This is a genomic window from Klebsiella ornithinolytica (assembly GCF_030505655.1).
Classification (GTDB): domain Bacteria; phylum Pseudomonadota; class Gammaproteobacteria; order Enterobacterales; family Enterobacteriaceae; genus Klebsiella; species Klebsiella ornithinolytica.
The window spans coordinates 5,471,822-5,486,630 of the sequence record NZ_CP130153.1 but is presented as its reverse complement, the minus strand read 5'-3'; the positions used below and the strand labels follow the sequence as shown (position 1 = coordinate 5,486,630).

General features: G+C 52.2%; 13 protein-coding genes. 9 read left to right on the top strand and 4 right to left on the bottom strand.

The window, feature by feature from the left end:
* Positions 1 to 95 precede the first annotated feature (95 nt).
* Entirely contained in the window at positions 96 to 143 is a 48-nt protein-coding gene (spfP, locus tag Q1L34_RS28545) for a small protein SpfP (protein WP_071892919.1), read from the top strand.
* 135 nt (positions 144 to 278) lie between these two features.
* Here spfP and yihA read toward each other — a convergent pair whose 3' ends face one another.
* Entirely contained in the window at positions 279 to 911 is a 633-nt protein-coding gene (yihA, locus tag Q1L34_RS25930; RefSeq protein WP_004869272.1) for a ribosome biogenesis GTP-binding protein YihA/YsxC, read from the bottom strand.
* A gap of 587 nt (positions 912 to 1,498) precedes the next feature.
* On the opposite strand from yihA, the gene yihI reads away from it, so the two are divergent.
* Positions 1,499 to 2,002, top strand: coding sequence for a Der GTPase-activating protein YihI (gene yihI / locus Q1L34_RS25925; RefSeq protein WP_327204322.1), 504 nt, complete (start codon positions 1,499 to 1,501; stop codon positions 2,000 to 2,002).
* Positions 2,003 to 2,190: 188 nt separating this feature from the next.
* Complete coding sequence (hemN, locus tag Q1L34_RS25920) at positions 2,191 to 3,564, top strand: oxygen-independent coproporphyrinogen III oxidase (protein ID WP_195874149.1); 1,374 nt, start codon at positions 2,191 to 2,193, stop codon at positions 3,562 to 3,564.
* A gap of 83 nt (positions 3,565 to 3,647) precedes the next feature.
* Here hemN and glnG read toward each other — a convergent pair whose 3' ends face one another.
* From glnG to glnA, 3 genes are all read right to left on the bottom strand, one after another.
* Positions 3,648 to 5,057, bottom strand: coding sequence for a nitrogen regulation protein NR(I) (glnG, locus tag Q1L34_RS25915; protein ID WP_004869277.1), 1,410 nt, complete (start codon positions 5,055 to 5,057; stop codon positions 3,648 to 3,650).
* Between the two features lie 8 nt (positions 5,058 to 5,065).
* Positions 5,066 to 6,115, bottom strand: a complete 1,050-nt coding sequence (gene glnL, locus Q1L34_RS25910) for a nitrogen regulation protein NR(II) (RefSeq protein WP_004869278.1) — start codon at positions 6,113 to 6,115, stop codon at positions 5,066 to 5,068.
* 187 nt (positions 6,116 to 6,302) lie between these two features.
* The gene (gene glnA / locus Q1L34_RS25905; RefSeq protein WP_004127100.1) at positions 6,303 to 7,712 is read right to left on the bottom strand and encodes a glutamate--ammonia ligase; all 1,410 of its coding nucleotides are present in this window, start codon (positions 7,710 to 7,712) and stop codon (positions 6,303 to 6,305) included.
* Positions 7,713 to 8,090: 378 nt separating this feature from the next.
* On the opposite strand from glnA, the gene typA reads away from it, so the two are divergent.
* From typA to Q1L34_RS25875, 6 genes are all read left to right on the top strand, one after another.
* Entirely contained in the window at positions 8,091 to 9,914 is a 1,824-nt protein-coding gene (gene typA / locus Q1L34_RS25900) for a ribosome-dependent GTPase TypA (RefSeq protein ID WP_004869279.1), read from the top strand.
* A gap of 210 nt (positions 9,915 to 10,124) precedes the next feature.
* A complete protein-coding gene (locus Q1L34_RS25895) occupies positions 10,125 to 10,835 on the top strand; it encodes a GntR family transcriptional regulator (RefSeq protein ID WP_004869280.1) in 711 nt (236 codons plus the stop codon).
* Between the two features lie 7 nt (positions 10,836 to 10,842).
* Positions 10,843 to 11,823 (top strand): sugar phosphate isomerase/epimerase family protein, encoded by a 981-nt coding sequence (locus Q1L34_RS25890; RefSeq protein ID WP_015585450.1) that lies wholly within the window; start codon positions 10,843 to 10,845, stop codon positions 11,821 to 11,823.
* A gap of 103 nt (positions 11,824 to 11,926) precedes the next feature.
* A complete protein-coding gene (locus Q1L34_RS25885) occupies positions 11,927 to 13,195 on the top strand; it encodes an MFS transporter (RefSeq protein WP_004869285.1) in 1,269 nt (422 codons plus the stop codon).
* 166 nt (positions 13,196 to 13,361) lie between these two features.
* Positions 13,362 to 13,952, top strand: coding sequence for a glucose-1-phosphatase (yihX, locus tag Q1L34_RS25880; RefSeq protein ID WP_004869287.1), 591 nt, complete (start codon positions 13,362 to 13,364; stop codon positions 13,950 to 13,952).
* A gap of 2 nt (positions 13,953 to 13,954) precedes the next feature.
* The gene (locus Q1L34_RS25875) at positions 13,955 to 14,809 is read left to right on the top strand and encodes a virulence factor BrkB family protein (protein WP_004869289.1); all 855 of its coding nucleotides are present in this window, start codon (positions 13,955 to 13,957) and stop codon (positions 14,807 to 14,809) included.

Sequence of the window (14,809 nt, the reverse complement as noted above, 5' to 3'; positions counted from 1 at the left end):
AATTTGCTATGTAAAGAGTGAAAAAAAACTACAAAAAGTGCTTTCTCCGTAACCGAAAGAAGAGTAGAGTTAATGACGTAGGGTACAGAGGTAAGATGTTCTATCTTTCAGACCTTTTACTTCACGTAATCGGATTTGGCTGAATATTTTAGCCGCCCCGGTCATTTATGACCGGGGCGTTTTTTATTGCGCGAAAGAAAATTTTGGCGGACTGCGGTGGGCTGATGATGCAGCCCGGATAAGGCGTCAGGCGCCGCTATCCGGGAAAACAACGGCGATTACTCTCCGTCGGCGATCTCTTCCTGAGGAGGGATCTCATTAAACCAGCTGTCGAGCTTCTGACGCAGCTTATCCACGCCTGTTTTTTTCAGCGAAGAGAAGGGTTCAACCTGCACATCGCCGTTAAAGGCAAGAACCGCTTCACGCACCATATTCACCTGCGCTTTACGTGCGCCGCTGGCCAGCTTATCGGCTTTGGTGAGCAGAACCAGAACCTGGATATCGCTTTCTACCGCCCATTCGATCATTTGCTGATCGAGGTCTTTCAGCGGATGACGGATATCCATCAGCACCACCAGTCCTTTCAGGCACAGGCGTTTCTCCAGGTATTCACCCAGCGCGCGCTGCCATTTGATCTTCATCTCCTCCGGGACCTGAGCGTAGCCGTAACCCGGCAGGTCGACCAGGCGTTTGCCTTCGGCGACTTCAAACAGGTTGATTAGCTGGGTGCGGCCAGGGGTCTTAGAAGTACGCGCCAGGCTTTTCTGGTTGGTGAGCGTATTCAGGGCGCTGGATTTCCCCGCATTTGAGCGACCAGCAAAGGCAACTTCGATACCCGTATCGGATGGAAGATGGCGGATATCGGGTGCGCTGGTGACAAAATGCGTCTGTTGATAGTTCCAGTTAGTCAAGACTGTCGTCTCCGTTAAATAAGGCTATGGCGGGGATTATACCTGAACAGCAGAAAAAGGCTGTTTTTACCGCATCCTCTGTCGTAAGTAAAAACCCCTCTCTTTGTGAGACATTGTCCATTCAATGTCGAGGCAATCGATGAGAAACAACGGGGGTTGGTCGTGTTAACACATTAAAAATCATACAATTAACACTATAGAACAATCTTAAATAGCCATTTTTACTCTGAGGGTTGGTTGTAGGATGGGATTAAAACGGTAAAGTAAGGGGCACAGGCAAGGAAGCCGACAGGATAGTGACTCAGGATGAGTTGTCAGGAGCGCCAGGGGGGCGAAGACCCGGGATTAATGTCAGGATGACCAACGTCTGGAGACGTTTTAACAAGGAAAAGGACATAACAGGGACTGTTATTGGCTAAAGGAAAGACAGGGTGCGTCGTGAGCTAACAGGGAAAGTGGAAACCCGCTAAGGGTTATCAGTGAGGAAAAAGGCGGCAGAGTAATCTGTCGCCTTTTTTCTTTGCTTGCTTTCTGCTAGATTCCGCCTCAATTCTATACTGAAGAAAACGAATCTGAAGATTACCTATATGAAAAAACCGACATCCGTACCCCGTGGCAAAACGCATCGCAAGACACGTGAAGAAATGAATCAGGAATCCCGCGATCGCAAACGCCAGAAGAAACATCGTGGTCACGCGGCAGGAAGTCGCGCAACCGGCGGTGATGCCGCGTCATCCGGCAAAAAACAGAGCCAGCAGCAAGATCCGCGTATTGGGAGTAAAAAACCGATTCCGCTGGGCGTGACTGAAAGCACCCCGGCTACTAAGCAGCACAAACCGAAGAGCGAGAAACCTATGCTTTCACCACAGGCTGAGCTGGATTTGCTGGAAAACGATGAGCGCCTGGACGCGCTGCTGGAACGTCTGGAAGAGGGGGGCACCCTGAATGCTGAAGAGCAGTCGTGGGTCGATGCCAAACTCGATCGTATTGATGAGCTGATGCAGCAGCTTGGCCTGTCCTACGATGATGACGAGGATGAGGAAGAAGAGCGTCAGGAAGATATGATGCGTCTGCTGAAGGGTGGAAACTAACGTTTGCACTCAATCGGATTCCCGGTCCTGCTTATAACCCTTTTGGTTGTATGTTATCTGCTGTGGTTATTCGTTAAACTACGACGGTTGTCGCGGCGTCAGAAATGGCTGCGCAACCGGCTCATCACCCGAGGTGCGGTTGGGCCGGGGCGGCGTACCCGCCGACGGCACCATCGGAAGGAGTGAGCATGTCTGTGCAGTTAATCGACTGGGATCTGGCCCTGATCCAGAAATATAACTATTCGGGGCCGCGTTATACCTCATACCCCACCGCACTGGAGTTTTCACCTGAGTTTGGTGCGGCAGAATTTGACGAGGCGGTAGCTCGCTACCCGCAGCGTCCGCTATCGCTGTATGTGCATATTCCGTTTTGTCACAAGCTCTGCTATTTCTGCGGCTGCAACAAGATTGTGACTCGCCAGCAGCATAAAGCCGACCAGTATCTGGATGTGCTGGAGCAGGAAATTATTCATCGCGCGCCGCTCTTTGCCGGGCGTCAGGTGAACCAGCTGCACTGGGGCGGCGGTACCCCCACCTACCTGAATAAAGTGCAAATCAGCCGCTTAATGCAGTTGCTGCGCAGCCATTTCAATTTTAACGCCGATGCAGAGATCTCGATTGAAGTCGATCCGCGCGAAATTGAACTGGATGTCCTGGATCATCTCCGATCGGAAGGCTTCAACCGGCTGAGCATGGGCGTGCAGGACTTCAATAAAGAGGTTCAGCGGCTGGTTAACCGCGAGCAGGATGAGGCGTTTATCTTTGCCCTGCTCAACCACGCGCGTGAGATTGGTTTTACCTCGACGAATATCGATCTGATTTACGGCCTGCCGAAACAAACGCCGGAGAGTTTTGCCTTTACGCTGCAAAAAGTGGCCGAGCTCAACCCCGATCGTCTGAGCGTATTCAACTATGCGCATCTGCCGACGCTCTTTGCCGCTCAGCGTAAAATCAAAGAGGCCGACCTGCCTTCGGCGGAACAGAAGCTCGATATCCTGCAGGAGACCATTGCCTCCCTCACCGACGCCGGCTATCAGTTTATCGGTATGGATCACTTTGCCCGTCCGGATGACGAGCTGGCCATTGCTCAGCGCGACGGCGTCCTGCACCGCAATTTCCAGGGTTATACCACCCAGGGCGATACCGACCTGCTGGGGATGGGGGTGTCGGCGATCAGCATGATTGGCGACTGCTACGCGCAGAACCAGAAAGAGCTGAAGCTTTACTATCAACAGGTGGATGAAACCGGAGATGCGCTCTGGCGCGGCATCGCGCTGACCCGCGATGACTGTATTCGTCGTGACGTTATTAAGGCGCTGATTTGCCAGTTCCATCTCGATTTCTCTGCGGTAGAAACGCGGTGGGAACTGGATTTCCAGCGTTATTTTGCCGACGATCTGGCGCTGCTGGCACCGCTGGCAAAAGATGGGCTGGTGGATGTGGATGACAAGAGCATTCAGGTGACGGCGAAAGGCCGTCTGCTGATTCGCAACATCTGCATGTGCTTTGATGCCTATCTGCGTCAGAAAGCGCGGATGCAGCAGTTCTCTCGCGTCATTTAACTCTGCAATGCCGGGCGGCACTTCGTTTGCCCGGCCGACGGATTCTGTAGGCCCGGTAAGCATAGTGCCACCGGGCATGACATTTACTCCATTCCTAACTCTTTCAGCTTGCGCGTTAGCGTATTACGTCCCCATCCTAGTAGTCGCGCGGCTTCCTGCTTATGCCCTTGCGTATGACGCAGGGCAGTAGTCAGCAGCGTCCGCTCCATCTCCGGCTGCGCTTCAGAAAGCAGGTTTTGATGACCGGAACGCAGAGCGCGGTCGGCCCACTGCCCCAGTAACGTTGCCCAGCTGTCCGGCTGCATATGCGTCGGGCTATCGGGAATTGCGGTTTCAAACAGTTCGCTGGGAAGATCCTGCGTCAGAACCTCCTGGCCTGCTGCCATCACCGTCAGCCAGCGGCAGGTGTTCTCCAGCTGGCGGACGTTACCAGGCCAGGCTAAACGGGTGAGCGCGGTTTCCGTCTCCGGATGCAGCTGCTTGGCTTCGACCCCCAGTTCGCGGGCGGCAATTTGCAGGAAGTGCCGCGCCAGGCGGGGAATATCTTCCCGGCGCTCGCGCAGCGGCGGGAGATGAACGCGAATCACGTTCAGGCGGTGGAACAGGTCCTCACGGAACTTTCCTTCCTGCACACGCTGCTCAAGGTTCTGGTGGGTTGCCGCAATAATTCGCACGTCTACCTTCACCGGCGCATAGCCGCCAACGCGATAGAACTGGCCATCGGCCAGAACGCGCAGCAGGCGCGTCTGCACATCGAGCGGCATATCGCCGATCTCATCGAGGAACAAAGTCCCGCCGTCAGCCTGCTCAAAACGTCCCTGACGCACGGTATTGGCGCCGGTAAATGCCCCTTTTTCGTGACCGAAAAGCTCAGATTCGATCAGGTCTTTTGGGATAGCAGCCATATTCAGTGCGATAAACGGCGCTTTTGCCCGCGGGCTATGGCGGTGCAGGGCGTGCGCAACCAGCTCTTTACCGGTACCGGATTCACCGTTGATCAATACGCTGATTGATGAACGCGACAGGCGCCCGATGATGCGAAAGACGTCCTGCATCGCCGGCGCTTCGCCGATGATATCGGCCGTCGGGCTGGTTATCGTGATATTGCGCGGCTGCTGCTGCTCCTGATAGTGGCTGATAGCGCGATCGACCAGAGCGACCGCTTCATCAATATCAAAAGGTTTGGGCAGATAGTCAAAGGCACCTTGCTGATAGGCGCTGACCGCGGCGTCCAGATCCGAATGCGCGGTCATTATGATGACCGGAAGCATTGGGTGACGCTGTTTAATTTGTTTCAGTAACGCCAACCCATCCATTCCCGGCATCCGGATATCAGATAACAGTACATCCGGGGTTTTGGTGGTGAGTGCCTCAAGCACCTCGTTGCCGCTTTCAAACGTTGTACAACTTAAGCCTGCTCCGGTGAGCGCGCGTTCAAGCACCCAACGGATGGAGCTATCGTCATCAACGATCCAGGCTATCCCTCGTTGCATAAACACCTCTACTTCCGAATAGGCAGGTACACCGAGAATTCGGTATGTCCTGGCCAACTGGTAAATTCAATTTTGCCGGAGTGCTGATCGATAAGACTGCGGGCAATGGAGAGCCCCAGACCGGTACCGCCTTCGCGACCGCTAACCATGGGATAGAACAGCGTATCCTGTAAGTGGGACGGAATTCCCGGGCCGTTGTCCTCAACGTCAATCCGCGCGGTAAGGCGGTAACGTACGCCGTGCAGCGTCAGCTGAAAGGCGGTTCGGGTACGTAGGATGATCTCGCCACCTTCTGGCCCCAGCGCCTGCAGCGCGTTGCGTACGACATTCAGCAGAACCTGTTCGATCTGGTCCGGGTCATGAGGAAGTTCCGGCAGGCTCGGATCGTAATCGCGGACCAGTTTGACGTTATCCGGCAGTTCCATCGAGACCAGCTTCACAACCCGTTCGGCGACCTTATGGATGCTTTCGGTCACGTGCATCCCTGGATGCTGCGGCCCCAGCAGGCGGTCGACCAGATTTCTTAAGCGATCGGCCTGTTCAATAATAACGTTGGTGTATTCCATCAATGCCGGGTCAGGCAGCGCTTTACTCAGCAATTGCGCAGCGCCTCTCAGGCCGCCTAAAGGGTTCTTGATCTCATGGGCCAGCCCGCGAACCAAATCCCGCGCCGCGATTTGCTGGGCGTGCTGCAGTTGCTCCTGGCTCAGGCGTCGCTGGTTATCCATCGGAGCCATCTCCAGCAGGATATAGCCTTCAGGCAGGCGCTGTGCCGTCAGAGACAGGATATGCGAGCGGCCATCGATAACCAGCGTCACTTCGTTGTCGGTAAAGCCCTGGCCCGCCAGCAGGCTTTCCTGCATCAGGCCGATATTCAGTGAAAAGTAGCTCAACAGTTCCGGAAGCGGCGTGCCAAAGAGCTTACGTGAACTTTGCGCCAGCAGCTGCTGCGCGGCCGGGTTCGCGTAATGCACCGCCAGGTCGTCATCGACCAGTAAGATACTGTTGATTAAAGAGTTAAGGATCTGCCCAGCATCGGGCTGAGTGCCTGTTGCCATCTGACAGTCTCCTGAAAAGAGTGCACTATTTTAGTGCAGTATAGCTTTTTATAGGTAAAAAGCGCATGAGATCAGAGTGTTGGTGGAGAAAAAAGCCCATCCTGAGATGGGCTGAAAGTTTCCACGGCAACAAAATATCCACGGTACCCCACGCCACAACACGGAATACCGGGGATTTACAGCAAAATCAGACGCTGTAGTACAGTTCGAATTCAACCGGGTGCGGAGTCATACGTACGCGGTCGTTTTCTTCAATACGCAGGGCGATGTAAGCATCGATAGCGTCGTTGGTGAACACGCCGCCAGCGGTCAGGAACTCACGGTCAGCGTCCAGCGCGTTCAGTGCTTCTTCCAGAGAGCCTGCAACCTGTGGGATCTCTTTCGCTTCTTCCGGCGGCAGGTCGTACAGGTTTTTGTCCATCGCTTCGCCCGGATGGATTTTGTTCTTGATACCGTCAAGGCCTGCCATCAGCAGTGCTGCGAAGCACAGGTACGGGTTAGCCGCCGGGTCCGGGAAGCGCACTTCGATACGGCGTGCTTTCGGCGAGGTGACTACCGGGATACGGATGGAAGCGGAACGGTTACGGGCAGAGTAAGCCAGCATGACCGGTGCTTCGTAACCCGGGACCAGACGCTTGTACGAGTTGGTGGTCGGGTTTGCCAGGGCGTTGATCGCTTTAGCGTGCTTGATAACGCCGCCGATGTAGTACAGCGCTTGTTCAGACAGGCCTGCATACTTGTCGCCAGAGAACAGGTTAACGCCGTTCTTGGACAGAGACATGTGGCAGTGCATACCGGAACCGTTGTCACCGAACATTGGCTTCGGCATGAAGGTCGCGGTTTTACCGAAACGGTGCGCAACGTTGTGCACAACGTATTTGTAGATCTGAATTTCGTCCGCTTTTTTGGTCATGGTGTTGAAACGGGTCGCGATTTCGTTCTGACCCGCGGTAGCCACTTCGTGGTGGTGAGCTTCAACAACCAGGCCCATCTCTTCCATGATCATACACATGGTAGAACGGATGTCCTGAGAGGAGTCAACCGGCGGAACCGGGAAGTAACCGCCTTTCACGCCTGGGCGGTGGCCTTTGTTACCACCTTCGTATTTGGTGGAGGAGTTCCATGCGCCTTCGATGTCGTCGATAGCAACGTGGGAGCCAGAAATAGAGGCACCGAAACGGATATCGTCGAACAGGAAGAACTCTGGTTCTGGCCCGAACAGAACGGTGTCCGCCAGACCGGTAGAGCGCAGGTATTCTTCCGCGCGTTTGGCGATGGAGCGCGGGTCACGGTCGTAGCCCTGCAGCGTGCCTGGTTCCAGGATATCACAGCGGATGATCAGCGTCGGTTCTTCATAGAACGGGTCGATCAGCGCAGTGGTCGCATCCGGCATCAGAACCATGTCAGATTCGTTAATACCTTTCCAGCCACCAATCGAGGAGCCATCAAACATTTTGCCTTCTTCGAAGAATTCGGCATTTACCTGATGAGAAGGAATTGTGACGTGCTGTTCTTTACCTTTGGTATCGGTGAAGCGCAGATCGACAAACTTCACTTCGTGCTCGTTCAGCATCGTCAAAACGTGTTCAGCGGACATACTTAAACTCTCCCGGATTGGTCATTGTCGTCGTGGTAACGAAAACTTTTTAACTGCTTAATGTGGCGTTGTTGCCTTAAAAAATATAAAGCGAAATCTGTGCCAACTTTTAAATTGCCCCCAAAAGGCGTTATCATGCACTCCATCGTGCAAAAGGGCTGCACCATTATGAATGCATTGCACCAATATAGTGCAATTGTGTGAACATTGGGCACTAATTTGGTGCAATTGACCTTGAATAACCCTTTTAACGCTCCGTGAAAGCGATCACAAAGAAACTCTGCAATACTTGTTTGTGGAGGATGTTTGTGATCCTGTTTTGTACTGCGATTAATCCGTGTACAATAACGCGCTATTTCTAATGCCTGAGGCAAAGTTGTGATCGAAAATTTGCGTAATATCGCCATCATCGCGCACGTAGACCATGGTAAAACTACCCTGGTTGATAAGCTGCTGCAGCAATCCGGTACGTTCGACGCGCGTGCCGAAACTCAAGAGCGAGTGATGGACTCCAACGATTTGGAGAAAGAGCGCGGGATTACCATCCTCGCGAAAAACACCGCCATTAAATGGAATGACTACCGTATCAACATCGTTGATACCCCTGGGCACGCCGACTTCGGTGGTGAAGTTGAGCGTGTAATGTCCATGGTTGATTCCGTTCTGCTGGTTGTTGACGCAATGGATGGCCCAATGCCGCAGACGCGCTTCGTAACCAAGAAGGCATTTGCTCATGGCCTGAAGCCCATTGTTGTCATCAACAAAGTTGACCGTCCTGGCGCGCGTCCTGACTGGGTTGTCGATCAGGTATTCGACCTGTTCGTTAACCTCGACGCGACCGACGAACAGCTGGACTTCCCGATCGTTTACGCTTCTGCGCTGAACGGTATTGCGGGTCTGGATCACGAAGATATGGCTGAAGATATGACTCCGCTGTATCAGACCATCGTCGATCGTGTTCCGGCGCCGAACGTTGACCTTGACGGTCCGCTGCAGATGCAAATCTCCCAGCTGGATTACAACAACTACGTTGGCGTCATTGGCATCGGCCGCATCAAACGCGGTAAAGTGAAGCCAAACCAGCAGGTCACTATCGTTGATAGCGAAGGCAAAACCCGTAACGGTAAAGTGGGTAAAGTTCTGACCCACTTGGGCCTGGAGCGTATCGATAGCGATATTGCTGAAGCGGGCGATATCATCGCGATCACCGGTCTGGGCGAACTGAACATCTCTGACACCATCTGCGATCCGCAGAATGTTGAAGCGCTGCCGGCGCTGTCAGTCGATGAGCCAACCGTATCCATGTTCTTCTGCGTTAACACCTCACCGTTCTGTGGTAAAGAAGGTAAGTACGTTACCTCTCGTCAGATTCTTGACCGTCTGAACAAAGAGCTGGTGCATAACGTGGCGCTGCGCGTTGAAGAAACTCCGGATGCTGATGCATTCCGCGTTTCCGGTCGTGGTGAACTGCACCTGTCAGTTCTGATCGAAAACATGCGTCGTGAAGGTTTCGAAATGGCGGTTTCCCGTCCGAAAGTTATCTTCCGCGAAATCGACGGCCGTAAACAAGAGCCGTTCGAGAACGTAACGCTGGACGTTGAAGAGCAGCATCAGGGTTCTGTCATGCAGGCTCTGGGTGAGCGTAAAGGCGACCTGAAAAACATGAATCCAGATGGCAAAGGCCGCGTACGTCTCGACTACGTGATCCCAAGCCGTGGCCTGATTGGCTTCCGTTCTGAGTTCATGACCATGACCTCCGGTACCGGTCTGCTGTACTCCACCTTCAGCCACTACGACGACGTTCGTGCGGGCGATGTAGGTCAGCGTCAGAACGGCGTACTGATCTCCAACGGTCAGGGTAAAGCGGTTGCGTTTGCACTGTTCAGCCTGCAGGACCGCGGTAAGCTGTTCCTGGGTCACGGTGCTGAAGTTTACGAAGGCCAGATCATCGGTATTCACAGTCGTTCTAACGACCTGACTGTAAACTGCCTGACCGGTAAGAAACTGACCAACATGCGTGCTTCCGGTACCGACGAAGCAACGGTTCTGGTTCCGCCAGTTAAGATGACCCTGGAGCAGGCTCTGGAGTTCATCGATGACGACGAACTGGTAGAAGTGACTCCAACTTCCGTCCGTATCCGTAAACGTCATCTGACCGAGAACGACCGTAAACGCGCAATGCGCGGTGCGAAAGAAGATTAATTTCCGCTTCTTGTCGATATCAGAACCCCGCCTTGATGGCGGGGTTTTTTTTTGCCCTGGCGCGATAGCCGCCCGTCAGTCAGCAGATAGTTATGCGCTTTCCGAAGAGAGGCCGGTCACATTTATCCCCAAAGAATAACGGAGATATTGTTTTTTTTTTGCACGTCGGAGTAAGATTCAGGAACTGGTTTAAACCAATTGGGTTAAACAATGACAACAAATCTGTCTACCGTCGAAAATGCGAAAGAAAAATTAGATCACTGGCTGAGGGAAGGGCTCACCGCGCCCGGCGGTAAACTCCCCTCCGAACGAGAATTAGGCGAACTGCTGGGTATAAAGCGTATGACCCTGCGGCAGGCGCTCCTGAGCCTGGAGGCTGAATCGAGAATCTTCCGTAAAGATCGGAAGGGCTGGTTCGTCACCCAGCCTCGTTTTAACTATAGCCCGGAGCTCTCCGCCAGCTTTCAGCGCGCCGCGCTTGAACAAGGTCGGGAACCCTCCTGGGGATTTATTGAAAAAAGCCGCACGGCAAATTACCCCGAGGCCGCGCGACCGCTTCTTGCGACAGCGGCATCTGATGAGCTGTACCTCATCACCGGTTGGGGGGCGCTGGAAGGACATAAAGTGTTTTATCACGAAACCTTTATTAACCCGAATGTCGCTCCGGGATTTATTGAACAGCTTGAAAACCAATCCTTCTCCTCGGTCTGGAAAAATGAGTATCAAAAGGACGTCGTAACAAAAAAACTGGTGTTTAAACCGGTCAGAATGTCTGGCGATATCAGTAAATTCATTGGCGGATCTTCAGGTATGCCGGCCATTCTTATTGAAAAACACCGGGCTGACAGTGATGGCAATATCATTCAGATAGATATTGAATATTGGCGGTTTGAGGCGGTTGACCTCTTTATTAACTTGTAGGTACGTTATGCTAACTCAATATGATGCAGAAAAAATCCTCGCCCGTGTCGATAATCTTCCTCTTTATCTTCATGCCTATGCATATCATTTTAATATGCGGCTTGAGCGTATATTACCCGGCGATTTATTAGATATCGCCCATGAAAATAATCTGCGTGGGGTGAAAATTCATGTTCTCGATGGTGAAACGCGCTCCTTAGGTAAAATGAGTGATGCTGAACTGGCCGCTTTCTCAGAAAAGGCACGGAGATTACAGCTTGATGTCCATATAGAAACCAGCGCTTCAGATAAACACGCGATCGACCATGCAACGCATATCGCATTAAAAACGGGCGCCAGCTCCGTCAGATTTTACCCTCGCTATGAGGGGCATTTACAAGAGGTTCTGTCAAAAATCGCTCTTGATATCCAGTATCTGAAGGCGCGTTATCAGGATAGCGGGCTGACTTTTACTCTTGAGCAGCATGAGGATCTGAAAAGCCACGAGCTGACCGCATTAATAGAGCAAAGCGGTATGTCTTCGCTCTCTCTGCTTTTTGATTTTGCGAACATGATTAATGCCAACGAGCACCCGCTGCATGCATTAGAGGCGATGTCTCCGTTTATTACTCAGGTTCATATAAAAGATGCGTTAATTATGCCGCAGGATAACGGTCTCGGACATCAGGCCTGCGTCTCCGGCCAAGGAGATATGCCGTTTAAGGCGTTGCTCACCAGACTGATTTGCCTGGGCGACGAGCACCCCCAGGTGGTCGCCTACGGCCTGGAAGAAGAGGTGGACTACTATGCCCCGGCATTTCGCTTTGCCGATGAAGGCGACAACCCGTGGATCCCGTGGCGGGAAATGAGCGAAACACCGTTACCCGATGCCTCACAGCTGGAAACCCGGTTATTGAAAGAAAAAGCGGATGCTCTTCAACAGTTGGCATTTGTCAGAACAACGCTGCAGGAAATAAAAAGTGAGGCCAGCCGCATTATTAACTCTTAATTTTAATCTCTGATTTTTATTTTTTGATATGCCACCCGTCAGGCGTGGTCAGGGTTCTTTTTCCTTTAAAAACTAAATGATTGTAAAATCATTAAGGAATTATATGCTCACAAAAAAGAAATGGGCACTCTTTAGCTTATTGACACTGTGTGGCGGTACGATTTATAAACTGCCCTCGCTAAAGGATGCTTTCTATATACCGATGCAGGAGTATTTTCATTTGACCAATGGTCAAATTGGCAATGCGATGTCTGTGAACTCGTTTGTTACGACAATTGGTTTCTTTCTTTCAATCTATTTTGCCGATAAACTACCGCGCAAATATACCATGTCCCTTTCGCTTATTGCCACCGGGCTGTTAGGTATCTATCTGACAACCATGCCGGGATACTGGGGGATTCTCTTTGTCTGGGCACTATTTGGTGTCACCTGCGATATGATGAACTGGCCGGTATTATTAAAGTCGGTTAGTCGTCTGGGGAATAGCGAGCAGCAGGGGCGGTTGTTTGGTTTCTTTGAAACCGGACGGGGTATTGTCGATACCATTGTCGCTTTTTCTGCGCTGGCGGTCTTTGCCTGGTTTGGCAGCGGCCTGTTAGGGTTTAAAGCAGGGATCTGGTTTTATTCTATTATCGTTATTAGCGTTGGGGTCATTATCTTCTTCGTTCTGAACCAGGATGATGATGAGGTGAAAACGGCAGCCGTTGATAGCCCACAGGAAGAAAAGAAAAACACCAGTATGTCCTCCGTACTGAAAGATAAGACAATATGGCTGATTGCGTTCAACGTCTTTTTTGTCTATGCCGTCTATTGCGGGTTAACATTCTTTATTCCGTTCCTGAAAAATATTTATATGCTGCCTGTCGCGCTGGTGGGGGCTTACGGCATTATTAACCAGTATTGCCTGAAGATGATCGGGGGCCCCGTTGGCGGGATTATTTCGGATAAGATACTGAAATCCCCGAGTAAATATTTGTTCTACACCTTTTGTATCAGTACGGCTGCGCTGGTGGTCTTAATTCTGCTGCCGCATGAAAGTATGCCGGTTTATCTGGGAATGGCCTGCACATTGGGCTTTGGGGCAATCGTCTTTACTCAGCGTGCGGTCTTCTTTGCCCCCATCGGCGAGGCAAAGATTGCGGAAAGCCAGACCGGTGCCGCCATGGCGCTCGGTAGTTTTATCGGCTATGCCCCTGCCATGTTCTGTTTCAGCCTCTACGGCTATATTCTGGATCTTAACCCGGGCATTCTGGGGTATAAAATTGTCTTTGGTATCATGGCCTGCTTTGCGTTCTGCGGCGCCGTCGCCTCTGTATTGCTGGTGAAACGTATTAACCAAAGAAAACGAGTCTTAGAGACCGCGGAGGCCTAGAGCCGGTTATCTGCCCTCACCTCGTTCGCTCAAAGCCGCAGATTTCTGCGGCTTTGCTTTATCCGGCGGGCATAAATCGTTCTGAACCTCGGTTTAAAAACCATACATAGTCAAATACCGCCTTTCCCGCTACAGTTAATCTTTCATGGCGCGCAAGGAGACAAAAATGCTCTATATCTTTGATTTAGGTAATGTGATTGTCGACATCGACTTCAACCGGGTGCTCGGGACATGGAGCGATTTGAGCCGCATCCCACTCGCGACGCTCAAGCAGCATTTCACCATGGGCGAGGCGTTCCATCAGCACGAACGCGGCGAAATTAGCGATGAGGCCTTTGCCGAAGCGATGTGCCATGAAATGAATATGCCGCTGAGCTATGAGCAGTTTTCCCACGGCTGGCAGGCCGTTTTTGTCTCTCTGCGCCCGGAAGTGACCGCGATTATGCAAAAACTGCGTGAGCAGGGACACCGCGTGGTTGTCCTGTCGAATACCAACCGCCTGCATACCACCTTCTGGCCGGATGAATATCCGCAGGTGCGGGCCGCCGCCGACCATATCTATCTTTCCCAGGAGATGGGAATGCGTAAGCCCGAGGCGCGGATCTATCAAAGTGTTCTGCAGTCTGAAGGTTTTTCTGCTGAAGATACGGTCTTTTTTGACGATAACGCCGATAATATAGCGGGGGCTAACCAGTTGGGGATCACCAGTATTCTGGTGACCGGAAAGGAGACCATTCCCGCCTACTTTGCGAAATAACTATGCTCAAAACCGTTCATCAAAAAGCAAAGCATCGCGTCCGGCCCCTGATGGCCTGGATAAAACTGCTGTGGCGGCGCATTGATGAAGACCATATGACGACGCTGGCGGGGAATCTCGCCTACGTGTCGTTACTCTCTCTGGTGCCGCTGATCGCCGTTGTCTTTGCGCTGTTCTCGGCATTTCCGATGTTCTCTGAGGTCAGCGGGCAGATTCGCCATTTTATCTTCGCTAACTTCATCCCGGCGACCGGGGATGTCATCCAGGGATACATCGAACAGTTTGTTGCGAACTCCAGCCGGATGACGGCCGTCGGCGCCTTCGGGCTGATCGTGACGTCACTGCTGCTGATGTATTCTATTGATAGCGCGCTGAACACCATCTGGCGCAGCACCCGCACCCGGTCCAAAATTTACTCGTTTGCCGTTTACTGGATGATTCTGACGCTGGGGCCGCTGCTGGCGGGGGCGAGCCTGGCCATCAGCTCTTATCTGCTGTCGTTGCGCTGGGCAAGCGAACTGAACAGCGTGATTGATGATGTGCTGCGTCTCTTCCCGCTGATTTTATCGTGGACGGCGTTTTGGCTGCTTTATAGCATTGTACCGACGACCCAGGTACGCAATCGCGATGCGATTATTGGAGCGCTGGTGGCGGCGCTGTTATTTGAGGCGGGTAAAAAAGCATTTGCCTTATATATCACGGCGTTTCCGTCGTATCAGCTGATTTACGGCGTTATAGCCGTGGTGCCTATTTTGTTTGTCTGGGTGTACTGGACGTGGTGTATCGTCTTGCTTGGGGCAGAAATTACTGTCACTCTCGAGGAATACCGCAAACTTAAAAAAGAAGAAACAGAATAA

Coding starts and splice junctions, on each gene's coding strand:
- Q1L34_RS25890 (WP_015585450.1), top strand. CDS start 10,843: ATGCTAACTCAATATGATGCAGAAAAAATCCTCGCCCGTGTCGATAAT.
- glnA (WP_004127100.1), bottom strand. CDS start 7,712: ATGTCCGCTGAACACGTTTTGACGATGCTGAACGAGCACGAAGTGAAG.
- hemN (WP_195874149.1), top strand. CDS start 2,191: ATGTCTGTGCAGTTAATCGACTGGGATCTGGCCCTGATCCAGAAATAT.
- Q1L34_RS25895 (WP_004869280.1), top strand. CDS start 10,125: ATGACAACAAATCTGTCTACCGTCGAAAATGCGAAAGAAAAATTAGAT.
- yihX (WP_004869287.1), top strand. CDS start 13,362: ATGCTCTATATCTTTGATTTAGGTAATGTGATTGTCGACATCGACTTC.
- yihI (WP_327204322.1), top strand. CDS start 1,499: ATGAAAAAACCGACATCCGTACCCCGTGGCAAAACGCATCGCAAGACA.
- glnG (WP_004869277.1), bottom strand. CDS start 5,057: ATGCAACGAGGGATAGCCTGGATCGTTGATGACGATAGCTCCATCCGT.
- Q1L34_RS25875 (WP_004869289.1), top strand. CDS start 13,955: ATGCTCAAAACCGTTCATCAAAAAGCAAAGCATCGCGTCCGGCCCCTG.
- glnL (WP_004869278.1), bottom strand. CDS start 6,115: ATGGCAACAGGCACTCAGCCCGATGCTGGGCAGATCCTTAACTCTTTA.
- Q1L34_RS25885 (WP_004869285.1), top strand. CDS start 11,927: ATGCTCACAAAAAAGAAATGGGCACTCTTTAGCTTATTGACACTGTGT.